This is a genomic window from Vibrio chagasii (assembly GCF_024347355.1).
GTDB classification, from domain to species: Bacteria; Pseudomonadota; Gammaproteobacteria; order Enterobacterales; family Vibrionaceae; genus Vibrio; species Vibrio chagasii.
The window spans coordinates 2,851,422-2,874,685 of record NZ_AP025465.1 but is presented as its reverse complement, the minus strand read 5'-3'; the positions used below and the strand labels follow the sequence as shown (position 1 = coordinate 2,874,685).

The 23,264-nt window shown below is 45.0% G+C and carries 24 protein-coding genes; 14 read left to right on the top strand and 10 right to left on the bottom strand.

Annotated features, from left to right (window positions below; genetic code table 11):
- The 5 genes from OCV52_RS13070 to luxS all read left to right on the top strand — a co-directional run bounded on the left by OCV52_RS13070 (position 1) and on the right by luxS (position 6,202).
- On the top strand, positions 1 to 462 hold the full coding sequence (locus OCV52_RS13070; RefSeq protein ID WP_004741880.1) for a YqaA family protein: 462 nt from the start codon (positions 1 to 3) through the stop codon (positions 460 to 462).
- 9 nt (positions 463 to 471) lie between these two features.
- Positions 472 to 3,330, top strand: a complete 2,859-nt coding sequence (locus tag OCV52_RS13065; protein ID WP_137408064.1) for a M16 family metallopeptidase — start codon at positions 472 to 474, stop codon at positions 3,328 to 3,330.
- Between the two features lie 99 nt (positions 3,331 to 3,429).
- Positions 3,430 to 4,998: a glutamate--cysteine ligase gene (gene gshA, locus OCV52_RS13060; protein ID WP_137408065.1), complete on the top strand. Its 1,569-nt coding sequence runs from the start codon at positions 3,430 to 3,432 to the stop codon at positions 4,996 to 4,998.
- Between the two features lie 10 nt (positions 4,999 to 5,008).
- On the top strand, positions 5,009 to 5,659 hold the full coding sequence (locus OCV52_RS13055) for a transglycosylase SLT domain-containing protein (RefSeq protein ID WP_137408066.1): 651 nt from the start codon (positions 5,009 to 5,011) through the stop codon (positions 5,657 to 5,659).
- A 24-nt stretch (positions 5,660 to 5,683) separates the two neighbouring features.
- Positions 5,684 to 6,202 carry an S-ribosylhomocysteine lyase gene (gene luxS / locus OCV52_RS13050; protein WP_061032464.1) on the top strand — a complete coding sequence of 173 codons (519 nt, stop codon included), beginning with the start codon at positions 5,684 to 5,686 and terminating at the stop codon, positions 6,200 to 6,202.
- Between the two features lie 109 nt (positions 6,203 to 6,311).
- Here the strand turns inward: luxS and OCV52_RS13045 are convergent, their stop codons facing one another.
- Positions 6,312 to 7,583 carry an HlyC/CorC family transporter gene (locus OCV52_RS13045; protein ID WP_061032465.1) on the bottom strand — a complete coding sequence of 424 codons (1,272 nt, stop codon included), beginning with the start codon at positions 7,581 to 7,583 and terminating at the stop codon, positions 6,312 to 6,314.
- Positions 7,584 to 7,710: 127 nt separating this feature from the next.
- On the bottom strand, positions 7,711 to 8,505 hold the full coding sequence (locus OCV52_RS13040; protein WP_004738143.1) for a cytochrome C assembly family protein: 795 nt from the start codon (positions 8,503 to 8,505) through the stop codon (positions 7,711 to 7,713).
- A 200-nt stretch (positions 8,506 to 8,705) separates the two neighbouring features.
- Here OCV52_RS13040 and ffh point away from each other — a divergent pair, with 200 nt between their 5' ends.
- The 7 genes from ffh (at position 8,706) to OCV52_RS13005 (ending at position 13,526) form a co-directional block, all read left to right on the top strand.
- The gene (gene ffh / locus OCV52_RS13035) at positions 8,706 to 10,097 is read left to right on the top strand and encodes a signal recognition particle protein (protein WP_061032466.1); all 1,392 of its coding nucleotides are present in this window, start codon (positions 8,706 to 8,708) and stop codon (positions 10,095 to 10,097) included.
- A gap of 219 nt (positions 10,098 to 10,316) precedes the next feature.
- On the top strand, positions 10,317 to 10,565 hold the full coding sequence (gene rpsP / locus OCV52_RS13030; RefSeq protein WP_004410028.1) for a 30S ribosomal protein S16: 249 nt from the start codon (positions 10,317 to 10,319) through the stop codon (positions 10,563 to 10,565).
- A 24-nt stretch (positions 10,566 to 10,589) separates the two neighbouring features.
- Positions 10,590 to 11,144 carry a ribosome maturation factor RimM gene (gene rimM, locus OCV52_RS13025; protein ID WP_061032467.1) on the top strand — a complete coding sequence of 185 codons (555 nt, stop codon included), beginning with the start codon at positions 10,590 to 10,592 and terminating at the stop codon, positions 11,142 to 11,144.
- Between the two features lie 27 nt (positions 11,145 to 11,171).
- Positions 11,172 to 11,912, top strand: coding sequence for a tRNA (guanosine(37)-N1)-methyltransferase TrmD (gene trmD / locus OCV52_RS13020; protein ID WP_137408067.1), 741 nt, complete (start codon positions 11,172 to 11,174; stop codon positions 11,910 to 11,912).
- 59 nt (positions 11,913 to 11,971) lie between these two features.
- Complete coding sequence (gene rplS, locus OCV52_RS13015) at positions 11,972 to 12,325, top strand: 50S ribosomal protein L19 (RefSeq protein ID WP_004738151.1); 354 nt, start codon at positions 11,972 to 11,974, stop codon at positions 12,323 to 12,325.
- 175 nt (positions 12,326 to 12,500) lie between these two features.
- Positions 12,501 to 12,698, top strand: coding sequence for a hypothetical protein (locus OCV52_RS13010; RefSeq protein WP_261900851.1), 198 nt, complete (start codon positions 12,501 to 12,503; stop codon positions 12,696 to 12,698).
- 21 nt (positions 12,699 to 12,719) lie between these two features.
- A complete protein-coding gene (locus OCV52_RS13005) occupies positions 12,720 to 13,526 on the top strand; it encodes an IS110 family RNA-guided transposase (RefSeq protein ID WP_261900850.1) in 807 nt (268 codons plus the stop codon).
- Between the two features lie 670 nt (positions 13,527 to 14,196).
- Here the strand turns inward: OCV52_RS13005 and yacG are convergent.
- From yacG to nadC, 8 genes are all read right to left on the bottom strand, one after another.
- Positions 14,197 to 14,394 (bottom strand): DNA gyrase inhibitor YacG, encoded by a 198-nt coding sequence (gene yacG / locus OCV52_RS13000; protein ID WP_008222354.1) that lies wholly within the window; start codon positions 14,392 to 14,394, stop codon positions 14,197 to 14,199.
- Positions 14,395 to 14,474: 80 nt separating this feature from the next.
- Positions 14,475 to 15,215 carry a cell division protein ZapD gene (gene zapD / locus OCV52_RS12995; RefSeq protein ID WP_061032469.1) on the bottom strand — a complete coding sequence of 247 codons (741 nt, stop codon included), beginning with the start codon at positions 15,213 to 15,215 and terminating at the stop codon, positions 14,475 to 14,477.
- Positions 15,216 to 15,241: 26 nt separating this feature from the next.
- Positions 15,242 to 15,856 (bottom strand): dephospho-CoA kinase, encoded by a 615-nt coding sequence (gene coaE / locus OCV52_RS12990; protein ID WP_061032470.1) that lies wholly within the window; start codon positions 15,854 to 15,856, stop codon positions 15,242 to 15,244.
- Positions 15,857 to 15,858: 2 nt separating this feature from the next.
- A complete protein-coding gene (locus OCV52_RS12985; protein ID WP_137409080.1) occupies positions 15,859 to 16,728 on the bottom strand; it encodes a prepilin peptidase in 870 nt (289 codons plus the stop codon).
- A 66-nt stretch (positions 16,729 to 16,794) separates the two neighbouring features.
- A complete protein-coding gene (locus tag OCV52_RS12980) occupies positions 16,795 to 18,024 on the bottom strand; it encodes a type II secretion system F family protein (RefSeq protein WP_137409079.1) in 1,230 nt (409 codons plus the stop codon).
- Between the two features lie 15 nt (positions 18,025 to 18,039).
- A complete protein-coding gene (gene pilB / locus OCV52_RS12975) occupies positions 18,040 to 19,725 on the bottom strand; it encodes a type IV-A pilus assembly ATPase PilB (RefSeq protein ID WP_137409078.1) in 1,686 nt (561 codons plus the stop codon).
- Entirely contained in the window at positions 19,725 to 20,189 is a 465-nt protein-coding gene (locus tag OCV52_RS12970; protein ID WP_137409082.1) for a pilin, read from the bottom strand. The genes pilB and OCV52_RS12970 overlap by 1 nt, the downstream gene beginning before the upstream one ends.
- Positions 20,190 to 20,443: 254 nt before the next feature.
- Positions 20,444 to 21,334 (bottom strand): carboxylating nicotinate-nucleotide diphosphorylase, encoded by an 891-nt coding sequence (gene nadC / locus OCV52_RS12965; RefSeq protein WP_137409077.1) that lies wholly within the window; start codon positions 21,332 to 21,334, stop codon positions 20,444 to 20,446.
- 83 nt (positions 21,335 to 21,417) lie between these two features.
- Between nadC and ampD the strand changes: the two genes are divergently transcribed.
- Both ampD and pdhR read left to right on the top strand, forming a co-directional pair.
- Positions 21,418 to 22,017 (top strand): 1,6-anhydro-N-acetylmuramyl-L-alanine amidase AmpD, encoded by a 600-nt coding sequence (gene ampD / locus OCV52_RS12960; RefSeq protein WP_137409076.1) that lies wholly within the window; start codon positions 21,418 to 21,420, stop codon positions 22,015 to 22,017.
- A 483-nt stretch (positions 22,018 to 22,500) separates the two neighbouring features.
- On the top strand, positions 22,501 to 23,262 hold the full coding sequence (gene pdhR, locus OCV52_RS12955; RefSeq protein ID WP_004738167.1) for a pyruvate dehydrogenase complex transcriptional repressor PdhR: 762 nt from the start codon (positions 22,501 to 22,503) through the stop codon (positions 23,260 to 23,262).
- Positions 23,263 to 23,264: the final 2 nt, after the last annotated feature.

Genomic DNA, 23,264 nt, shown 5'->3' with positions numbered 1-23,264 from the left:
GTGCTAGAGTTCTTTAATTCCCTTTTCGAAAACATAGCGCTGTGGTTCTCTGATTCAGCGCTATGGGTCTTATTTATCAGTGGCTTCTTGAGTGCCACCTTGTTGCCCGGAGGCTCTGAAGCGAGCCTTGTCGCGGCATTGAGCTTAGATCAATTCTCAACATCGTCGATCATTCTGATAGCGACACTCGGCAACACCTTAGGCGGTCTTACTAACTATTGGATTGGTTTGTGGTTACCTAATCGAACTCAATCAGAAAAGCATGGTCATAAGGCTATGGCTTGGCTAAGCCGTTATGGTTACTGGACTTTACTATTCAGTTGGTTGCCCGTTATCGGTGATCCTTTGTGTCTAGCTGCTGGTTGGCTGAGAATGAAATTCATCCCTAGCGTTATCTTGATTGCGATTGGCAAAGCTGCTCGCTATAGCTTACTTGCTGCTATCTATTTCGGTTTTTTCTAAGGAGAACCTATGAAAAAGGTTTTACTTGGTACATTTTCTCTTATCGCCATCGCCGGCTGTTCTTACAATGTACCTAGCTCAACATCCTTCTTTTCCTCATTACCAGAAGGTGTCACTCTTTTAGAAGAGGTTAAGCCCTCGAAAGATAAAGTGGTGATTCCTTACACTAAATATCAATTGGATAATGGCTTAACCGTTATTCTTTCTCCTGATGATTCTGATCCACTTGTGCATGTGGATGTGACTTACCATGTCGGTTCTGCACGTGAAGAGATAGGCAAGTCAGGCTTTGCACATTTCTTCGAGCATATGATGTTCCAAGGTTCTGAGAATGTTGGCGATCAGCAGCACTTCAAGATCATTACAGAAGCGGGTGGTTCTTTAAACGGTACCACTAACCGCGATCGCACGAACTACTTTGAGACGGTTCCCTCAAACCAGCTTGAGAAAATGTTGTGGTTAGAGTCAGACCGAATGGGCTTCTTATTGGATGCGGTTTCTCAGAAGAAATTCGAAGTACAAAGAGGTACGGTTAAAAATGAACGAGCTCAAAGCTATGAAAGTCGCCCTTATGGTTTGATGTGGGAGCGCATGGGTGAAGCGCTTTACCCAGAAGGCCACCCTTACTCATGGCAACCAATCGGCTATGTAGAAGATCTTGACCGCGTTGATGTAAACGACCTCAAGGCGTTCTTCCTGCGTTGGTACGGCCCAAATAATGCGGTACTGACAATCGGTGGTGATATCGATGTTGACGATACGCTGGAGTGGGTTAATAAATACTTTGGTCCGATCCCTAAAGGTCCAGAGGTTGAGCCGGCTGAGAAACAACCTGCGGTACTAACGGAAGATAAGTACATCACCCTAGAAGATAACATTCGTCAGCCAATGGTATTGGTTGGTTGGCCAACGACTTATCGCGGTGAAGAGACACAAGCTTCACTGAATGCACTGTCTAACGTTTTAGGTTCCGGTACTAACAGTTACCTTTACCAAAACTTAGTGAAGACACAAAAAGCCGTGAGTGCAGGCTCATTCCACGATTGTGCTGAGTTGGCATGTACTATGTACGTCTATGCGATGGGTAATTCTGGTAAAAAAGGTGACTTAACGGCTCTCAACAAAGAGTTAATGAATACCTTAGATAAGTTCTCGAAAGAGGGCGTTCAACAAGAACGCCTAGATCAGATTACCGGAATGGCCGAAGCGGATGCGGTTTTTGCACTGCAAAGTGTTAAAGGTAAAGTGTCGCAATTGGCATCTAACCAAACTTTCTATGGTCAGCCAGATCGCATTGAGTCCCAACTGGATCAAATCCGTGCCGTCACGCCTGAAAGCGTGAGCAAGGCCTACCAAGATTTCATCGAAGGCAAGCACAAGGTGACTTTGAGTGTGGTTCCGAAAAAGCAGCTTGATTTAGCGGTTCGAGAAGCAACATTTACCACGCCACCACGTACTTTGCCTGAATACAGTAAAGTAACGGAAGACCAACTGAACTTCAGAAGAGCAACGGACACCTTTGATCGAAGTGTGATGCCTGAGGTGACCTTTGGTGTCGAAGCGACAATGCCAGAGCTGTATCGCATGCACTTTGCAAACGGTACTGATTTGATTGGTACTGAAACCGGCGAAACGCCGACGGTACAAATGCAAATCCAACTACCTGCAGGTGAGCGTTATGTTCGTAAAGGACAAGAGGGCCTAGCAAACCTAACAGCCGCTATGATGGAAGAAGGCTCTACTAAACGAACGGTTGAAGAGCTACAGGCGACCCTAGATAAGTTGGGTACCAGTGTGAGTATCAATGCTGGTAGTTACACCACAGATATTTCAATTTCTACGCTAGAGAAAAACCTGCCTCAAACCTTAGCGATCGTGCAAGAAGTTTTGCTGGAGCCTAAGTTCGATGAGCAAGATTTCGAACGCGTTAAGAAACAGATGCTAGAAGGGGTGGTATATCAGCATCAACAACCAAGCTGGATGGCATCTCAAGCAACCCGTGAAGTGCTGTTTGGCGACAGTATTTTTGCTCGCGCAAGTGATGGTACTAAAGAGTCTTTAGAATCGTTAACTCTGGACGATGTAAAACAGTTTTACAGTCAACACTATACTCCGGAGGGAGCTAATATTGTTATTGTAGGGGACATCTCGAAGAAAGAGGTTGGAAAGCAGCTACAATTCTTTGAGGAGTGGCAAGGCGAGGCGGCACCGCTGACACGCCCACAGATTGTCAAAGACCTGACTGAGCAGCGTTTATATTTAGTTGATAAGCCGGGTGCGCCGCAAAGTATTGTTCGCTTAGTTCGTAAAGGCCTGCCTTTTGATGCAACAGGTGAACTATACAAGAGCCAATTGGCTAACTTTAACCTAGCGGGTAACTTTAATAGCCGTATCAACCAAAACCTACGCGAAGACAAGGCTTACACTTATGGTGCGAGCGGTTACTTTGCCAGTACACGCGAAACGGGCGCGGTGGTATTTAGCGCGCAGGTAAGAGCGAATGCGACAGTGCCATCGATTCAAGAGTTTATTAATGAACTGAATGAGTTTAGTCAAAGTGGATTAACTGATGATGAGGTGAAATTTATGCGCCTTGCCGTCGGTCAACAAGATGCGCTCAAATACGAAACGCCAAGTCAAAAGGCTGGTTTGTTGAGTAATATTGTCGCATTGAGCCTTGATGAAGATTACCTACAACAACGTAATCAGATAGTTGAGACGGTCTCAAAAGAGACATTGAATGAACTATCGAAGAAATGGTTCGACCCGAATGATTATCAAATAATTGTGGTTGGTGATGCGGCTTCGCTTCGCCCTCAATTAGAAAAGTTAGATATTCCAATAGAAGAGCTTGAAATCATTCGTTAGAGTACACATTAAAGGGGGAGGGAAGAGACTCTACTTTTCTCCTCCAACCTAATTTATGATAGTTCTAATCGGAACGATATAAGATAAGTGAACTGAATTTTGACTGATTTTGCTGCGCGACTAAAGCAAGTTGCAACCAACCCTAAGACCTTCTCTCAATTTGGTCGTGGTGTTGAAAGGGAAACATTACGCTACACGGAAGATGGGCACCTTGCTACTGGGCCGCACCCTAAGGCTTTAGGTTCTGCGTTGATGAACGAGTGGGTAACAACCGATTTCTCTGAGTCGTTACTGGAATTTATCACTCCTGTTTCAAATGATGTTCCTACTCTTTTGAATCAGTTGTCTGATATTCATCACTTCACGCAAACCAAGTTAGACGGCGAAAAGCTGTGGCCGCTCTCTATGCCTTGTTACGTTGGTAGCGAAGATTACATTCAGCTCGCGCAATACGGCACGTCTAATAACGGTAAAATGAAAACGTTATATCGAGAAGGCTTGAAACGTCGTTACGGTAGCTTGATGCAGATTATTTCTGGTGTGCACTTCAATTTCTCTTTCCCTGAAAGCTTCTGGGATAGCCTATTTGGAGAGCAAACAGAAGAGGCGCGTTGTGAAGCTAAGTCAGATGCTTACTTCGGTTTGATCCGTAACTACTACCGCTTTGGTTGGTTAATCCCATACTTCTTTGGTGCTTCGCCAGCATTGTGTTCTTCTTTCATCAAAGGAAGAGAAACCAACCTACCTTTTGAAAAGGTTGGCGAGACACTGTATCTACCAAAAGCAACGGCGCTGCGTCTGAGTGATCTTGGTTATACTAACAGCGCACAAAGCGTATTGAAGATAGGCTTTAACAGCCTAGGTCAGTACCTTGAAGGCTTAAACCAAGCGATTCGCACGCCATCTGAAGAGTTTGCAGAGATTGGTGTTAAGGTTGATAGCGAATACCGTCAGCTTAATAGCAACGTATTGCAAATTGAGAATGAGCTTTACGCACCTATTCGTCCTAAGCGTGTGGCGAAGAGTGGTGAGAAACCATCTGAAGCACTGGCTCGTGGCGGTGTTGAGTACATCGAGGTTCGCTCTTTAGACGTAAACCCATTCAGCTCAATTGGTATCACTGAGCAGCAAGTTCGCTTCTTAGATCTATTCCTAACGTGGAGTGTGCTAACTGACTCTGCTGAAATGGATAACTGTGAGCTTGAATGCTGGCGTGATAACTGGAACAAGGTGATCTTGGAAGGTCGTCAAGTTGGTCTAGAACTGCAAATTGGTTGTCACGGTGAGCGATTGTCTCTTCAAGATTGGGCTAAGCGCGTGTTCAAAGACCTACGCTCAATTGCTGAGATGATGGATGCTGAACAAGGCGGCCGAGTTTACCAAGAAACCTGCGATACGCTTGAAGCTTGGATTGATAACCCAGAGCTAACCATTTCTGGACAATTGCTAGAAGAGACTAAGAAGTTAGGTGGTTTAGGTAAAGTTGGCTGTGCGCTAGGAAAAATGTACGCTCAACAGCACAAAGCACATCAATACAAAGTATATTCAGCTGAGCTGATGGAAGCAGAGGTTCAACGCTCTGTGGTTGCTCAGCAACAAAGTGAAGAAGCGAGCACTCAAGATTTTGATAGCTTCTTAGCGGATTATTTTTCGTATTTAAAAGCATAGCGAGACGTTGGTGGAAAGGAAGCAAGCCTTATTTGGTAAGCCTACTCGTGTGAGTAGTAAATGGTTACCTGTAGTCACTGTCGGTGTTGTCTCTAGCCTTTTGGTTGGTTGTGCAACACCACCGCCGAAACAGCAAGATAACCTATGCAGCATCTTCAGAGAACATCCATCGTGGTATGAAGATGCCTTAGATATGCAAGAAGAGTGGGGCACTCCCATCAACGTAGCGATGGCTTTTGTAAAACAAGAGAGTAGCTTTCGTCATGATGCGCGGCCACCAAAAGATTACATCCTTGGTTTCATCCCTTGGGGCCGTGTAAGCAGCGCTTATGGCTATGCTCAAGCTCAGGATCCCGCTTGGGAAGATTTCCAAAAAGCGACCAACAATGGCGGTTCAAGAACCAACTTTGATGATGCGCTGATGTTTATAGGCTGGTACACCAGCGAAACGCGTCGTCAACTCGGTATCTCGCTATGGGACCCGTACAACCAGTACTTGGCTTACCATGAAGGCCGCGGTGGTTATAAACGTAAGTCGTATAACAGCAAACCATCTTTAATTAAGGTGGCTCGTAAAGTCGAACAGCAAGCAAAAGATTATGGTTGGCAACTGAAACAGTGCCGCAAAGGACTAGAAGACAATCGAAGTTGGCTTTTCTAAAGCCAACCGTCACGGAGAATAGCAATGCCTTTATTAGATAGTTTTACTGTAGATCACACTCGTATGAACGCACCAGCAGTTCGTGTTGCGAAAACAATGCAAACTCCAAAAGGGGATACCATTACGGTATTTGACCTGCGTTTTACGGCACCAAACAAAGATATCCTATCTGAGAAAGGTATCCATACTCTAGAGCACCTATACGCTGGCTTCATGCGTGCTCAACTGAACGGTGCAGACGTAGAGATTATCGATATTTCACCTATGGGCTGTCGTACAGGTTTCTACATGAGCCTGATTGGTACACCTTCAGAGCAGCAAGTTGCTGATGCTTGGTTAGCGGCAATGCAAGACGTGCTGAAAGTTGAGAGCCAGAATAAGATCCCTGAGCTGAACGAATACCAGTGTGGTACAGCAGCAATGCACTCTTTAGACGAAGCGAAAGAGATCGCGAATGCCATCATCGCTGCTGGTATCTCAGTAAATAAGAACGACGAACTAGCACTGCCAGAGTCAATGCTTAAAGAGCTTAAAGTCGATTAATCATTTGAGTTGATTCTCGATGAGTAAGATATGAAAAGGCCCGGTTCATTGAACCGGGCCTTTCTGTTTTCTCATGTAGCAGGTCAATAGCGAGCACTATTTGAACCTGTTATCCATTGGCGATTTGTGGAAAGACACGTACTAGCTTGATGCGGTTCTCTTCAAGCTCCACAATCTCCATTGGATGACTGGCAACCTGAACACTTAGGTGGCTCTCTGGAATGTCTTCCAGATGTTCAAGTATCAAACCATTTAACGTTCTAGGACCATCGGTTGGGAGAGCCCACTGCAAGCCTTTGTTGATATCACGAATGTTCGCACTGCCTTCAATTAGGAAGCTGCCGTCGCTCTGCGGTGTGATTTCATCAGACAAACTTGGCGCAATTGAAGTGGTAAACTCACCGACAATTTCTTCTAGAATATCTTCTAATGTCACCAAGCCATTGATATCACCGTACTCATCAACGATTAGACCGATGCGCTGTTTGTTGCGTTGGAATTTTAGCAGCTGAATATTGAGTGGGGTTGCTTCAGGAATGAAGTAGATTTCGTCTGCGGCACGCAGCAGAGTCTCTTTGTTGAATTCGTTTTTTTCCAGCATCAAACGATACGCTTCGCGCAGCCTTAGCATGCCAACTACTTCATCAATTTGGTCACGATAAAGAACAACTCGGCCATGAGGGGAGTGGGTCAGCTGGCGAACGATGGATTTCCAATCATCATTAATGTCGATACCGGTAATCTCGTTACGAGGCACCATGATGTCGTTCACCGTAACGTGCTCTAAATCTAGAATAGACACCAACATATCTTGGTGACGTTGAGGTATCAGATTGCCCGCTTCATTTACAACGGTTCTTAGCTCTTCAGAGCTCAAATGATCGGTCGCGTCGTGACTGGCTTTGACACCCAGAATACGAATAAAGCCATTGGTAATGAAGTTCACTAATATCACCAGTGGTGACAGCACCTTCATCAGAATCATTAACAAGATGCTGCTGGCGTAGGAGACACGTTCAGGAAACAGAGAAGCGATGGTTTTTGGTGTGACCTCAGCGAATACGAGGATCACGAGAGTCAGGGTACCGGTTGCGACAGCCACACCGATGTCCCCGTAGATACGCATACCAAGAATGGTTGCGATCGCAGAAGCGAGAATGTTGACAAGGTTGTTACCGATGAGAATGAGGCCTATCAACCTGTCGGGGCGGTTCAGAAGTTTTTCAACGCGCTTTGCACCTTTATGACCCGTATTGGCCAAGTGCTTTAAACGGTAGCGGTTCAAGGACATCATGCCCGTTTCGGAACCAGAGAAATAACCAGAAATTACAATGAGACACGCGAGTAGCGCAAATAAGATACCCGTTGATATGTCGTCCAAAATTATTCTTTTCCTATTTGTGTATCTTGATTAATTTATGACCGAACATGGTCGAGATGTCAATTGAATCTATCTGACTCAATATTTTAAAGGCAAGGTATGCGTGACCTTGCCTTTAATTTGGGTGTTATCTCAGGATGATTTCCTGAACGAAGCGACTACCGAAGTAGGCTAATGTGAGCATGCTGGCACCAGCAAGGGCGAACCAAGTCACCTTTTGTCCACGCCAGCCTTTTTGGTAATGGCCCCACAGAAGAATGGAGTAGATAACCCAAGCAATAAAAGACAATACGGCTTTGTGTGCTTTACCTTGAGCAAACATGTCTTGTACGAAGATGAAACCAGTCAGTAAGGTACCCGTTAATAAGCCATTACCAATTAGGATGATCTTGAAAAGTTGTCTTTCAACCATCATTAATGGAGGTAGGTTAGGGTTGATAACCAGTGCTTTCTTCTTTTTAAGTTTGTGATCTAGCCACGCAAGCTGTAGTGCGTATAGCGCGCCGATAGTCAGTGTCGCGTAAGAGAACAGCGCCAAAGAGATGTGCATCAGCAGTTTTGGGTCATTCTCTAAATGTTTGATGAAGGTACTTGGAAGAAAAGTTGCCGCCATCAAGTTCAGTGCTGCGAAGCTATAAACCACAGGAAGAATGAACCACAGTCTGGTTTTGAGCATAGCACCGCTCATCACTAGAGAAATGATTAAACTGATCAGTGACGCAACGTTTAAGATACTGAGGTTTTGACCACTGGCATTAAAGATTAAGTCGCCAAGCAACCAAGCATGGAAAGCTAGAGCAAGTAATGCGCTGATAAACACCGTTTTTACACGGATTCCTGTTTGGTGCACGAGACCTGGAATGATCGTGGAAATCGCCATTGTATAAAGAAAGGCTGCTGCGATCGCAATAAGACTGTCCATGGTATCCATTAAAATGATTACTAATTGGCGAATTATACCTTGCATCGCTCTTTGGGGCTATGGTGAACCTCACTCAATTCCAAGTGAACATCGTCTCACGTCACAAGCGTGGATGATTAACGCTCTACAACGGGTATGACTCTAATCCACGCTAATGTATACTCAACTTAATAGTCGCAGGATTGAGCGAAGAGAAAACTATGTTTGATAATTTAACGGATCGTCTATCCAAAACGCTGAAGAATATCAGCGGTAAAGGTCGTCTGACCGAAGACAATATTAAAGATACGCTACGTGAAGTGCGTATGGCGCTTCTTGAAGCTGACGTGGCACTGCCAGTTGTTCGCGATTTTGTTAAGCGCGTAAAAGAAGGCGCTGTGGGTGTTGAGGTTTCTAAATCTCTAACACCGGGCCAAGAATTCATTAAGATCGTTCAAGCTGAACTTGAAGCTGTGATGGGTGAGTCTAACGAGGCACTTAACCTAGCTGCGCAGCCGCCAGCGGTTATCTTAATGGCTGGTCTACAAGGTGCGGGTAAAACCACATCGGTAGGTAAGCTATCTAAATTGCTGACAGAGCGTGACAAGAAGAAAGTATTGGTTGTGTCTGCCGACGTTTACCGTCCTGCGGCGATCAAACAACTTGAAACGTTAGCTAGCGATGTTGGCGTTGACTTCTTCCCTTCTTCGGCTGACCAGAAGCCGATTGATATTGCTAACGCTGCAATCGACCACGCGAAGAAGAAATTCTACGACGTGCTACTTGTCGATACCGCGGGTCGTTTAGCGATTGATGAAGAGATGATGGGCGAGATCCAAGAGCTTCATACTGCAATCAACCCAGTTGAGACTCTATTCGTTGTTGATGCTATGACAGGTCAAGATGCGGCGAATACGGCAAAAGCCTTTGGTGATGCGCTTCCACTAACCGGTGTTATCTTAACGAAAGTTGATGGTGATGCGCGTGGTGGTGCGGCGCTGTCTGTTCGTCATATTACAGGTAAGCCAATCAAATTCTTAGGTGTGGGTGAGAAAACTGACGCACTAGAACCATTCCACCCTGATCGTGTTGCTTCTCGTATCTTAGGTATGGGTGACGTTCTATCGCTTATTGAAGACCTACAGAAAAACGTTGATACCGAGAAAGCAGAGAAGCTGGCTAAGAAGTTCAAAGAGAAGAAAGGTTTTGACCTTGAAGACTTCCGTGAACAGCTAGGTCAGATGCAAAACATGGGCGGCATGATGGGCATGATGGATAAGCTTCCAGGCATGTCTCAGCTACCAGACAACGTGAAAGATAAAGTTGATGACAAGATGTTCAAGCAGATGGAAGCGATCATCAACTCTATGACCATGAAAGAGCGTCAACGCCCTGAGCTAATCAAAGGCTCACGTAAAAAACGTATTGCTGCAGGTTCTGGTACACAGGTACAAGATGTAAACCGTATGCTTAAGCAGTTCACCCAAATGCAGAAAATGATGAAGAAAATGCAGAAAGGTGGCATGAAAGGCATGATGCGCAACATGCAAGGCATGATGGGCGGCGGTGGCATGGGTGGTATGGGCGGCGGCTTCAACCCGTTCGGTCGATAATCGCCTAATGTAACCTGTAGCACCTTTACTTTTCATAGTGTTATCTGTGTCACAGAAAGTATACAGGCACTATGTTGGTGAAAAAATAGCTAAACCCCTTGCATTGCCCCGGAATAAGAGTAAAATTCCGGGGCTTTAATTTGGCACGAGACCCCAAGCTGTTTAGTGATAAATGGTTATTGGGGTTAATTATTTTATTAAGAAAGCAAAGAGGACGACATGGTAACCATTCGTTTGGCACGTCACGGCGCTAAGAAGCGTCCATTCTATCAAATCGTAGTTGCGGATAGCCGTAACGCTGCAACTGGCCGTTTCATCGAGAAAGTAGGTTTCTTTAACCCTACTGCTCAAGGTCAAGAAGAAGGTCTACGTCTAGACCTAGATCGCGTTAACCACTGGGTTGGTCAAGGCGCATCTCTATCTGATCGTGTAGCTAAGCTAGTTAAAGACGCTCAAAAAGCGGCTTAATTCTTTTTAAAAGAGAAATAGCTTATGTCGATGAAGGGTAAAGAAACGATGAGCAAGCAAGACGAAAAAATTGTTATGGGCAAGTTTGGTGCTACCTATGGCATTCGTGGCTGGCTTAAAGTTTTTTCCTACACAGACAACGCTGAAAGCATATTTGATTACTCTCCTTGGTACGTTAACCAAAAGGGGAAGTGGGTTGAATTCAAAGTAGAAAGCTGGAAGCGCCATAACAAAGGTATGGTGTGTAAGCTGGAAGGTTTTGAGGTTCGCGAGGACGCTCATGTACTGACTAACTTTGAAATCGCAATAGACCCTGCTTCATTACCTGAATTGTCAGAAGAGGAATTCTACTGGCGTGAATTGTTTGGTATGCAAGTTGTAACCACTAAAGGTTACGATCTAGGTGTCGTTACCGACATGCTAGAAACTGGCTCAAACGATGTTCTAGTAATCAAAGCAAATCTTAAGGATGCTTTCGGACAAAAGGAACGGTTAGTACCGTACCTTGAAGAGCAAGTGATCAAGAAAGTTGATCGCGAAGCTCAACGGATCGAAGTTGACTGGGATCCTGGATTCTAACTTTAAAATCATAGAGCGAGAGAACACATGTGGGTTGGCGTAATTAGCCTATTTCCTGAAATGTTCCGTTCAGTTACTGATTTTGGAGTAACGGGTCAAGCGGTAAAGAAAGGTCTTTTATCTATTGAGACATGGAATCCTCGCGATTTCACTCATGATAAGCATCGCACTGTTGATGACAGACCTTACGGTGGTGGTCCTGGCATGTTAATGATGGTTCAGCCTTTGCGCGACGCTATTCAAACTGCCAAACAAGCATCACCGGGAAAGACGAAAGTTATCTATCTTTCACCTCAAGGTCGTAAACTCGACCAGAAAGGTGTTGAAGAGCTGGCAACAAACGAGAATTTACTTCTTATTTGTGGTCGCTATGAAGGGGTAGATGAGCGCATCATTCAATCTGAAGTCGACGAAGAATGGTCGATTGGAGATTTTGTGATGACGGGTGGTGAACTGCCAGCCATGACGCTGATTGATTCAGTATCTCGGTTTGTACCGGGTGTACTTGGAGATTTCGCTTCAGCAGAAGAAGATTCTTTTGCAAATGGTTTGCTAGATTGCCCTCACTATACGCGCCCTGAGGTGCTAGACGACAAAGAGGTGCCTTCGGTACTCAAGTCTGGAAACCATAAGGACATTCGTCACTGGCGATTAAAACAATCGTTGGGCCGAACTTGGCTAAGAAGACCAGAACTCCTGGAAAACCTAGCTCTGACTGACGAACAGGAACAATTACTGGCTGAATTCATTAAAGAGCAACGCTCTTAACGAAAAGCAAGCAGTAACCTATTAAATTTAGTATCAGTTTATTCTAGGAATTTATACAAATGAGCAACATCATTAAGGCTCTTGAAGAAGAGCAACTAAAATCAGACCTTCCTAAATTCGCACCAGGTGACACTGTTGTAGTTCAGGTTAAGGTAAAAGAAGGTGACCGTGAGCGTCTACAGGCTTTCGAAGGCGTAGTAATCGCTATTCGTAACCGTGGTCTTCACTCTGCATTCACAGTTCGTAAGATCTCGAACGGTGAAGGTGTAGAGCGTGCGTTCCAAACTCACTCTCCAATGGTTGATAGCATCGAAGTTAAACGCCGTGGTGCAGTACGTCGTGCCAAGTTGTACTACCTACGTGAGCGTTCTGGTAAGTCTGCTCGTATTAAAGAGAAGCTTGCTAAGAAGTAATTCTTTTTGCATTCTATCGATAAAAGCGGAGCCATTTGGCTCCGCTTTTTTGTGCCTGCTATTTAGAGCTTTGAAAGTAAGCGACCCCCAACTCGTTCAATGGTATGGACTCCCCACCTCAACTGACAGCGTCAGCTAAAGTTACAGGTGCGAACCAAAAACAGGAGCCCATACCATGAATAAATTTAACACAATCTCGATTGATTTAGCCAAATCCGTCTTTCAAGTCGCGGTATTTAACCGCCATGGCAAGCGTAAGTTGAACCAAGCTATGTCTAAAAAGAAAATGCTAACGGTCATCAGCCAACACCCTGACGCAACCATTTGCATAGAGGCCTGTGCAGCATCTCATTATTGGGGACGAACGTTTTAAAGCCGTGGTCATACCGTCAAAATGATACCTCCCCAAAAAGTGAAGCCGTATCGCAGTGGTAATAAGAACGATGCTAATGATGCTATCGCGATTTACGAAGCTTCCTTACGCTCCGATATTCATGCTGTACCTGTAAAAACACCGGAGCAGCAAGATATCGCAATGCTGCTGAGTTTAAGACAAAGCTATATAAAACAACGCACGGCAGTAAGTCTACGTATCCGTGGCTATGCAGCGGAATGTGGCATTACCTTCCCACAAGGAGCCAATAAACTGCGAGAACTACTCCCTTTCGTTATCGAAGATATGGAGAATGAATTAACACCGACAACTCGATTCGTTCTCCGAGAATTACATGCTCAGCTACTAAATCTTGATGAGCCTATCGAGAGAGTTGAATCGCAACTTATAGACTTTGCAAAGCAAATACCCGCTTGCCAGTTATTAATCACTTTACGAGGTGTACGTTGGGTGATTGCAAGTGCCATTTTTTCCCGTCTGGGTGACGCTTCGGCCTATAGAAATGGTCGAGGAGCTAGTGCGAGCTTAGGTTTAGTTCCGGCTCATACTGGCAGTGGTGGTAAGAACAAAAACCACGGAATAAGTAAATCAGGTGATAAAACCTTACGCTCTCTTGTCGTTCATGGAGCAAGAGCGGTGGTAGCGAATATCCGAGATAAAGAAGATCGCTTAAGTTGCTGGATACGAAACTTATTAGAAAGAAAGTCGTTTAACCAAGTGGTTGTCGCCCTTGCGAACAAAACGATCAGAATGGCTTGTGCCATGCTGAAAAGCAATCAATCTTATAATGAGACGTTAATCGCTTAACAGTTGATTTTATAAGTTTAAGGGAGACATCAATCCCCCCATGTAAGCAAGTAAATTATGGTAAAGAGTAAGCATAGCAAGCAAAAGAAACTCTGAGAGGGACGAAGGTGATAATACACCACACGCTCGATAAGAACTTTTGCTGAGTGGATTAAGCCATAGAGGTTCGGGGTAGCTCCCCATAAAGAAACCGAATATACGTGCACTTGCATACCTTTACTCGTTTCCTTGCAATACTAGGGGAGTCCATATACGTCCCTCACTCTTGGGGATGACGGGAGGTTTTATGTACGAATTAGTACATAAAACCAAAGGGCTCGCTATGAGAGGACTGGGGCATCAATCCTGTCCGTGAGGAAGTACAGTAGTCTGCATTTGGTTTGTGATGCTATGTATCTAGCTCAGAGACATTAGCTCCGGGCTAGCCTGTTCCTTAGTTAAGGAGGTGACAGAGTAAACCGAACACTAAAGTTACCGTCATTCCCTAGACTGACGAAGGAAGGAGTAGGGAATCTCTTTTGGCAAACACCAAACTGTCGGCAATAAAAAAGGATTGACGCAAAACGCCAACCCTTAATAATTCTTCTCGAATCTCGAATCTCGAATCTCGAATCTCGAATCTCGAATCTCGAATCTCGAATCTCGAATCTCGAATCTCGAATCTCGAATCTTAGTACTGGTCTTCTGACCAACCATCGCTATCGGACATGTCTGGTGCGCCAGCGATGCTGTTCTCTTCGTCTGCCCATTCACCGAAATCAATCATCTGACATTGCTTACTGCAAAACGGACGGTGTGGGCTCTGTTCACCCCATTCAACGTCAGTATTACATTGAGGGCATTTAACGATGGTGATTTTGTTCGACATAGTGATTCTTAATTAGAGGGTGAAATAACAAAAAGTTTAGGCTCAAGTGTTCACTCAAGCCAAACGCTAAAGGAAATTAATTAGGTGCAGATAGCCAGCTCAAATTCGATATCTTGAGTACAGGCTTGTCCTGTTTCAAAACTCATGAATTTAACAGCAAAGCGGTTTTTGTGCCCTGAGATCATAGGGTAGGCACCGTATTGCATCGGAATGGATAGGCGAAGGATATTCGCTTCTTCAGCATCGCTTTGGAAGAAGCCAGCGCGAGCAATTTGCTCTTTAAAGTGACCAGTCTCTCGGGTTAGCTTTAACCATAGCGTTAGCGCTTCATACAGAGGCTGTAGGCTATCCATCCACGCCTTGGCATCTCTCATTCTTTTATCAAGAGGGAGGTGTAACCAATAATGCAGCGCTGGTAGGTCAAAGCAGCATGAACCGCCAGGCAGATTAAAACGCTGGCGAATGGCACTTAGGAAGCGGTCTTCTTTGAGAGATTGACCAAAACGCTCCGCGTGCATTAAATCACGATAGATGTTGCCAATGTCATTGAGCAGTGACGTAAGCATCTCTTGATCGACACCTTCAACGTCTAACCAGCTTTTGTAGGTGACACGTTGCTTCTCAAGATCTTTTGCAAGTTCGCTCTTGAGTTGGATCTGTTCGAAGATTTCAATCAGATCGAAGATAGAGCGGAAAAAGAGTTGATACTGTTGAGCATCGGAAAATGTAGAAGACAGGTGTAACTGCCTCAAGAGTGATTCCACTCTTAGGTAGATGCGTGTTTTCTCATTTAGAGGATGTTCAAATTTGTGGGTGATCATCGAGCAAGCCTTCATTCAACATAGTTCTATTCTGACCCATCTACTGTACTGATTGCCAGATACTTTTTATGTAAATCTGTGATTTGCGGCAAAAGTTCTTGGTTTTTAGTATGGTTTTTAATCACGTCATCTGCAACTGCTAAGCGTTGTTCTCTTGAAGCTTGTGATTTCAAAATTGATGCAACTTGTTCCCTAGAAACATTGTCACGGCTCATCGTTCGTTCAATTTGCACTTCTGTAGGCACATCAACAATTAATACGCGATCCGTCATGCCTTGCATCTGGTTTTCAACCAATAGAGGTGCGACTAATAAACCATAGGGAGAGGTGACTTTAGACAGGTCACTGTCAATTTTGTCACGGATCATGGGATGAAGAAGATCATTGAGCCATTGTTTTTGCTCTGGGTCTGAGAAGATCAGCTCGCGCAGTTTAGATCGATTGAGTGTGCCATCTTCAAGCAAGATGGTTTCACCAAAATGAGCAGTAATCTGTTTTAGTCCATCACTGCCTAACGCAACCACTTCACGTGCCACGATATCGGCGTCGACAATATCAATGCCAAAATGTTCGTTGAATAGGTTAGCGACAGTCGTTTTTCCACTGGCTATACCGCCACTTAATCCGATAATGATTGCCATGGTTACATTCCTAATACTGAAGTGAAATACCAACCCATGATGTCGTTACCCCACATCAAGCTTACCCAACCAGCAATCGCAAGGTAAGGGCCGAATGGGAAGGCTTTATCAATGCCTTGCTGTTTCAAGCGCAGCTGAATCAAACCAAACACCAGGCCAACAAGCGAAGACAGCAGGATGATCATCGGTAGATGCTGCCAACCCAGCCATGCGCCAAGTGCAGCCAGTAACTTGAAGTCACCGTAACCCATGCCTTCTTTACCTGTCAGCAGTTTGAACAGCCAGTAGACGGACCATAACGCGAGGTAGCCAGCCATAGCGCCGACTACTGAGTCTTGAAGCGATACTGGGCCGATATTAAATAGGGCTAAAGCGATACCAGACCAAACTAACGGCAAGGTAATTTGATCAGGCAATAGCATGGTGTCGAGGTCGATAAAAGTCGCGGTAATTAACGCAAAGGTGAAAAATACCAGTGCAATAGCGTAAAAACTGAAACCAAAGTGACTGGCAACAACTGTGCAAAGTGTCGCAGTCAGCAGTTCAACCAAAGGGTAGCGAGCGCTGATTGGATTAGCACAGCTGTGACACTTACCCTTCAAGAACAACCAGCTTAACACTGGAATATTGTCGACGATTCTTAATTGAGTTTTACATTTAGGGCAAGTAGAGCGAGGAACACTGAGGTTGAACTTACCTTCTGGCGCCGGAATTTTATATTGGGAGAAATACTCCGAGCACTCTTGTTGCCATTCGCGTTCCATCATAATTGGTAAACGATGTATGACGACGTTAAGGAAGCTGCCAATCAGAAGACTAAAAATGAATGCTAATACCGGGAATAGCCAAGGATAGTAGTGAAATACTTCCATAGTGTCCTTTACCACTTAATCAAGATGAGTAGAGGTTTCTACTCATGGGTGTTTAGTTGCTTTTGGCTATCCTAACACACTCATAAGATTAAAGATCGGTAAGTACATCGCAACCACAAGACCACCCACTACAGATCCTAAAAACACAATGATCAGCGGCTCTAATATTTTGCCTAAATTGTCGACGGTGTTGTCTACTTCAAACTCGTAAATCGAGGCGATTTTGTTGAGCATTTCATCAAGGTTTCCAGACTCTTCGCCAATCATCACCATCTGCAACATCATTTCAGGAAACGCATTGGTATTACGCATGGCAATATACATAGGGATGCCCGCAGCGGTTTCACGATGTACTTCAATGATTGCCGATTCATAGTGCAGGTTGCCTGCGGTTTTGGCCGTGGTTTTTAGGCTCATGAGAATGGGGATACCAGAACCGAAACTGGTTGATAGTGTTCGACTGAACTTGGCAATGGAGGCTTTGGCCATTACTCCGCCTAGGATTGGAAACCTTAATCCTAAGCGGCTGGTAGATAATCGAATCGAGTAGGAGCGCTGACAGAGTTGATAGATTACTAAGGCAGCCAACCCAGCACCTACAAACGTGTAAAAGCTGTATGCCTGCATCCAATGAGAAAGCTCAAGTACTTGCTGAGTAAACCAAGGGAGGTCGGCACCAAAGCCCGAAAACATCGACTCAAACTCAGGAATCACCATGGTCAGCATTAAATAAGAGACTGTGAGTGCGACAGTAACCACCATTGCAGGATAGATGAGCGCTTTGATGACCTTAGACTTGAGCTGTTCACTCTTCTCTCGATATGTCGCTAGGCGTTCAAATACTTGCGCAAGGTTACCCGAGAGCTCACCCGTTGCGACTAAATCGGTATAAAGATCATCAAAGTGGCGACTCGCGGTTCGCATCGCTTTGGAGATAGGTGTACCAGCTTCGACACCTTTACATATGTGTGACAGGATAGATTTCATTTCAGCTTTGCGGTGGTTATCTGAGACCAATTTAATCGCCTGCACGATTGGGACGCCAGTTCCTAGCATGGTAGCAAGCTGGCGGGTCAACACGGTGATGTCTCTAGATTTAACTCGATGGGTTAAACGCGTCAGTGCCGAAATACTTTTCTTTTTGATTTTCTTTATCTGGATATGCTGATCTTTGAGCTTTTCACGCACCTCTAATTCAGTAAGCGCTAAGGTCTGCCCTGACACTTTTTTGCCAGAGCTGTTGATGCCTTTCCAGTGGTAGCTTTTTAATTGTGATTGCTTAGGTTTAGTGATCATTGAAGCTCCGATGGACTATAGGTACAGAACACGTTGCAGTTCTTGATAGCTGGTGGTGCCTTCAAGCAATTTATCTAACCCTGACTCTTGCAGTGTGCGCATTCCTTCTCGGCGAGCAAGGTCTTCAATCTCCAGCGCATTCGGTTTGCTGATCAGGCTATTTTTGAGTTTGTCGGTGAATGGCATCACTTCGTAAATACCGACACGCCCTGAATAGCCTTGATTGCACTCGTTACACCCTTGTGGGTTGGCCTTATAAATGGTTTTGCTATTAGGGATTGAGTGACGCAGAAAGATGTCTGGAGAGTCGTCAACGGTTTTGCATTGGTTGCACAAGCGTCTTGCCAGTCGTTGGGCAATGATTAAGCTCAATGATGAGGCTAGATTAAAGGGCGCAATCCCCATATGAGCGAGTCGGGTCACCGTTTCTGCCGCAGAGTTGGTATGGAGAGTTGAAAGTACCAAGTGACCGGTTTGCGATGCTTTTATGGCTATTTCTGCGGTTTCTAAATCACGGATCTCACCAACCATCACCACATCTGGATCTTGTCGTAGAAACGAGCGCAGGGCTTCAGCGAATCCGAAGCCAATCTTTGGCATCACTTGCACTTGATTGATGCCACACAGGTTAATCTCTACTGGATCCTCTGCGGTGGAGATATTACGTTCTGTGGTGTTCAATACTCTAAGGCCGGTATAAAGCGAGACGGTTTTTCCGCTGCCAGTGGGGCCTGTCATTAAGATCATTCCTTGCGGGCGTTTGAGTGCATTCAGGTAGAGGGCTTTTTGATCGCCGCTGTACCCGAGCTTGTCGATATCGAGATTCGCCGCGCTGCTATCAAGCAGCCGCAGTACGATCTTCTCGCCCCACAAGGTTGGCAATGTGGAGACGCGCATGTCTATCGCTAACTCATCATTCAGGCGAAGTTTTATTCGTCCGTCTTGAGGTAAGCGACGCTCGGCAATATCTAATTTAGCGATAATTTTTAAACGGGCGGATAAACGTCGGCTTAGGTGAGAAGCGGGTTGCTGGATTTCAACCAATATACCGTCACAACGCAGGCGCACACGGTAGTGCTCTTCGTAAGGTTCAAAATGAATATCTGATGCGCCTTTACGTACCGCATCGACCAGTATCTGATTGATAAATCGGCTAACTGGAGAGTCGTCTTGGCTAAGGTCCTCAATCGACGCGAGCTCGTCGTCAGACACTTCAACTAGGTTAGCCAGTTCATCTTGGGTGATCTCTTTGCGTTTGGACTCTTGCCCTGAAATAGAACGGCCGTATAACTTGCGTATCGCGCCTTCCAGTTCTGAGTAATTGGCGACTGCCAGTTCTATCTGCAGGCCGGTAGCAAAACGAAAATCATCTTCAGCCTGTAAGTCGGTAGGGTCGGCTGAAGCCACTGTGAGCGTCGAATTAGAGACTGAGATCGGAAGTGCACGGTATTTGGTTATCAGCTCGCGAAGCCCTAATTGGTCACACAAAGCTTCATAATCTGTGTTGCTCAATTGAACTAACGGCAAGCCAAAGATGGCTTGTATATTGTTTGCTAGGGAGTCGCCTGTGAAGAGATCAAGAACAAGCAAAGCTTCAGGAGTCGAAATACCTGAAGCTTGCACGTGCTCCGCCACGGCTTGTTCTTGAGTCAGGCTAAGTAAATCAGCCTGACGGAGAATTGTAGGGAGGTTGGTTAGCATTAGTTAACAGGACACCAATCAGTGACCGCTGCACCTTGTGTTCCTCCATTTGTACATGTAATAGCCCATGTTACCCCGGCGTTTTGTAGGTCAGGGGTTATGGTTATGGTGTCTCCCTCAACTAGTCTTCCTTTTGTTTCCCCTGCATCTACAACAGCTTGAATTGTTGTTGCAGCTCCACTAACCCCAGCAACTGCTGATACGGTAAAAGCTCCCAAGTCTTGCGCCCCAGGCACACCACCATTACCTGATGCGCAATTAGTCTCTCCATTTACTAGGCATATACCAAGCGACATTTTCATAGCAGAAGAAGCGCTTAACATTTCACTAGCGTGCGCTTTCATTGTGTAATTTTGGTAAGCAGGTATGGCAAAGGCAGACAAAATGCCAATTATTGCAATTACGATCATCAATTCAATCAGCGTGAAACCTTTCTGATTTGTTCTTTTGTTCTTGTTATTCATTCTTTTCATTCCATTCTTTAGTTTGTTTCAGTGCAAGCACAAGATGGTAGAGAGAATAGAAGTCGAGATAGGGAAGTGGAATGGTGTTCAGGTGCGGTCGCGAGTGGTTTTGAATTTATTGAGTGGCTGTTGCATATGGCGCGCAAATTTATGCGATCAACTTAAATAACGGTTTGAAATACTGATAATTAAGGCAATAAAAAAGGCACTGTCATTAACAGTGCCTTCATATAAACTATTTACTATTCAGTAAATTACGCTTTGAATCTCATTGATAGATCCATTGCTTTTAGGTGTTTGGTTAAAGCGCCAACCGAGATGTAATCGACACCCGTTTCAGCGAACTCAGCGATGGTGTCTAACGTCACGTTACCAGAGTTTTCTAGTGCAGCACGGCCTGCATTGATCTTAACAGCTTCACGCATCATGTCAGTGGTGAAGTTGTCTAGCATGATGATGTCTGCGCCCGCGTTGATCGCTTGCTCTAGCTCTTCCAGGCTCTCAGTTTCAACTTCAATTGGCTTACCAGGGTTTAGCTCTTTTGCTGTTGAGATAGCTTTTTCAATACCACCACATGCGATGATGTGGTTTTCTTTGATTAAGTAGGCATCGAAAACACCGATACGGTGGTTGAAACCGCCACCACAAGCTACAGCGTATTTTAGTGCACTACGCAGGCCAGGGATGGTTTTACGAGTATCTAGCAGACGGCACTCAGTGTGTTTGATTTTATCAGCATAGATAGCGGTCGCTGTCGCACAACCAGATAGCGTTTGAATGAAGTTCATTGCGTTACGCTCACCAGTTAATAGTGCGCGCGCTGGACCGGTTAGGGTACAAAGCGTTTGGTTTGGTTCAACCTTATCGCCATCTTCTACGTTCCACTCGATAGTCACTTCACCGCCTAGCTGCTTAAATACCTCATCAGCCCATGCTTTACCACAGAATACGCCGTGCTCACGAGTGATGATGGTTGCGCTGTTGATAGCGTCAGCTGGGATTAGACTTGCCGTAATATCAGCCGCTGGATCTAACGTACCGCCTAGATCTTCTTTGATTGTTTCTGCGACTGCACGAGTGATCTCGAGAGGCAGTTGCTCTTTTAAGTAGTCAAGGCGTTGGTGGCTGTTATGTGTGTTTTTCATCGCAAATCTAATCTTGAAAGGGAGTGGGAATGGAATGATACTCTTGCTTAACTTCAAATTAAAGAGGCTAGCGCGACTGCTCTATGGGCAAGGTCACAATCTACTGTGCTAGCAAAAAAGAAAGAGAGACCAAGATGACGATCTGCTCCAAAGGATGGTACGAAAACGCTCGGCATGTTCCTTCTCCGTATTTTGACGCTCGACTGAGTGTCGATGATATCTCTCTACTGGTGGTCCACAATATTAGCCTGCCACCGGGGCAATTTGGTGGGCCTTATATCGAGCAGTTCTTTACGGGTAATCTCGATCCAGCGGAACACCCGTTTTTCAAAGTGATTCATCAAATGGGGGTATCTTCTCACTGCTTGATTCACCGTGATGGCGAAGTGGTGCAGTTTGTTTCTTTCCTTGACCGGGCTTGGCATGCTGGCCAATCGAGCTTTGCCGGTCGTGAAAGGTGTAATGATTACTCTATTGGTATTGAATTAGAGGGAAGTGACTTTGTTGCCTATACAGAGCAGCAGTATCACGCCTTGACTGAGCTAACTGAAACGTTGGTACTAAGCTTTCCTCAGATTACTAATGAACGTATTACTGGCCATCAATACATAGCACCTTTACGCAAAACTGACCCAGGTTTAGTCTTTGACTGGGCAAAATTTAAAGGCAAATTACGCTTCTAATTCCTCATATTCTTCATGGCTCTGCTAATTACAGAGCCTTGCTTAATCAACGCTTAGCATAACCACTTGTGAATTTTTGTTGTTGCAATGTAAAGAAAGTGGTTGGCGGGTGTGCGTCAATAAATCGAGAGTGTGACGAGCTTATCAAACACCTAGATATTAAAGCTTGTGAACAGAATTTCCCTCCCAAATGTGCTCTTGGTTCGATTTTTGACCGACTTAGGCTAATCTTTCTGAAACAATTCATTTTTATCCTGAAACTTTCTAGCACGAATACTCCCCAAAAGTATTAGCGCTGTAAATGGTAAGACCAATTTGGTTGCTGTTTTAAATTTCATTTGTTAAATCGTGGTTAATTCACACTGCGTTCTATGATGCAGGTCAATTTTACGCTGGACAGTGGCGTTTTAATTATGTTAATTTCTGCCCAACTTAAAATTGGTATTACCAATTGTCAGCGAAGAAAAAGAAGAACAACAAACTATGGCTTATCAAAGGATTCGTCAGCCAAAACTCTCCGATGTAATCGAACAAGAGTTAGAAAGGTTGATTGTGGAAGGAACACTGGCTCCTGGGCAGCAGTTGCCGCCTGAGCGCGAACTGGCGAAACAGTTCGATGTGTCTCGTCCTTCAATCCGAGAAGCGATACAACGTTTAGAAGCAAAACGCTTGCTTACTCGCCGTCAAGGTGGAGGTACGTTTGTTAGCGAAAATATCTGGAAAAGCTTTTCAGATCCTTTGCTTAATTTGTTGTCATCCCATTCTGAAACCCAACTAGACTTGTTGGAATCGCGTCATGCGATGGAAGGGATTTCGGCTTACTTCGCGGCATTGCGTGGCACTGATGAAGACTTTGCTCGTATTCAAGCCTGCCAAGAAAAAATTCACGGTGCGCAAGATAAGGGTGATATTGAAGCCGAATCTGCAGCGGTGATGGCTTTCCTTATTGCTTTAACAGAGGCAGCACACAATGTGGTGTTATTGCACATTGTTCGTAGCTTGGCTCCGTTACTCGAACAAAACGTCTTAGAAAATTTAAAGCTGTTGCATCGTCGTAAAGACGTTGTGGAGAAAGTGAGTATACATCGAGCTAATATCGTAGATGCGATCGTTTCTGGCCAGCCTGAGAAGGCGCGTGAAATGTCACATTCTCATTTAGCTTACATCGAAGAAACATTGCTGGATTTGACGAAGGAAGAGTCGCGCCGCGAACGCTCCCTGCGTCGAATTCAACAGGGTAAATAGCC

What these genes read in the sequence shown, in the direction of transcription:
- OCV52_RS13065 (WP_137408064.1), top strand. Translation starts at nt 472, where the DNA reads ATGAAAAAGGTTTTACTTGGTACATTTTCTCTTATCGCCATCGCCGGC.
- luxS (WP_061032464.1), top strand. Translation starts at nt 5,684, where the DNA reads ATGCCTTTATTAGATAGTTTTACTGTAGATCACACTCGTATGAACGCA.
- OCV52_RS13040 (WP_004738143.1), bottom strand. Translation starts at nt 8,505, where the DNA reads ATGGACAGTCTTATTGCGATCGCAGCAGCCTTTCTTTATACAATGGCG.
- ffh (WP_061032466.1), top strand. Translation starts at nt 8,706, where the DNA reads ATGTTTGATAATTTAACGGATCGTCTATCCAAAACGCTGAAGAATATC.
- rpsP (WP_004410028.1), top strand. Translation starts at nt 10,317, where the DNA reads ATGGTAACCATTCGTTTGGCACGTCACGGCGCTAAGAAGCGTCCATTC.
- rimM (WP_061032467.1), top strand. Translation starts at nt 10,590, where the DNA reads ATGTCGATGAAGGGTAAAGAAACGATGAGCAAGCAAGACGAAAAAATT.
- trmD (WP_137408067.1), top strand. Translation starts at nt 11,172, where the DNA reads ATGTGGGTTGGCGTAATTAGCCTATTTCCTGAAATGTTCCGTTCAGTT.
- rplS (WP_004738151.1), top strand. Translation starts at nt 11,972, where the DNA reads ATGAGCAACATCATTAAGGCTCTTGAAGAAGAGCAACTAAAATCAGAC.
- OCV52_RS13010 (WP_261900851.1), top strand. Translation starts at nt 12,501, where the DNA reads ATGAATAAATTTAACACAATCTCGATTGATTTAGCCAAATCCGTCTTT.
- OCV52_RS13005 (WP_261900850.1), top strand. Translation starts at nt 12,720, where the DNA reads ATGATACCTCCCCAAAAAGTGAAGCCGTATCGCAGTGGTAATAAGAAC.
- yacG (WP_008222354.1), bottom strand. Translation starts at nt 14,394, where the DNA reads ATGTCGAACAAAATCACCATCGTTAAATGCCCTCAATGTAATACTGAC.
- zapD (WP_061032469.1), bottom strand. Translation starts at nt 15,215, where the DNA reads ATGATCACCCACAAATTTGAACATCCTCTAAATGAGAAAACACGCATC.
- coaE (WP_061032470.1), bottom strand. Translation starts at nt 15,856, where the DNA reads ATGGCAATCATTATCGGATTAAGTGGCGGTATAGCCAGTGGAAAAACG.
- OCV52_RS12985 (WP_137409080.1), bottom strand. Translation starts at nt 16,728, where the DNA reads ATGGAAGTATTTCACTACTATCCTTGGCTATTCCCGGTATTAGCATTC.
- OCV52_RS12980 (WP_137409079.1), bottom strand. Translation starts at nt 18,024, where the DNA reads ATGATCACTAAACCTAAGCAATCACAATTAAAAAGCTACCACTGGAAA.
- pilB (WP_137409078.1), bottom strand. Translation starts at nt 19,725, where the DNA reads ATGCTAACCAACCTCCCTACAATTCTCCGTCAGGCTGATTTACTTAGC.
- OCV52_RS12970 (WP_137409082.1), bottom strand. Translation starts at nt 20,189, where the DNA reads ATGAATAACAAGAACAAAAGAACAAATCAGAAAGGTTTCACGCTGATT.
- nadC (WP_137409077.1), bottom strand. Translation starts at nt 21,334, where the DNA reads ATGAAAAACACACATAACAGCCACCAACGCCTTGACTACTTAAAAGAG.
- ampD (WP_137409076.1), top strand. Translation starts at nt 21,418, where the DNA reads ATGGGCAAGGTCACAATCTACTGTGCTAGCAAAAAAGAAAGAGAGACC.
- pdhR (WP_004738167.1), top strand. Translation starts at nt 22,501, where the DNA reads ATGGCTTATCAAAGGATTCGTCAGCCAAAACTCTCCGATGTAATCGAA.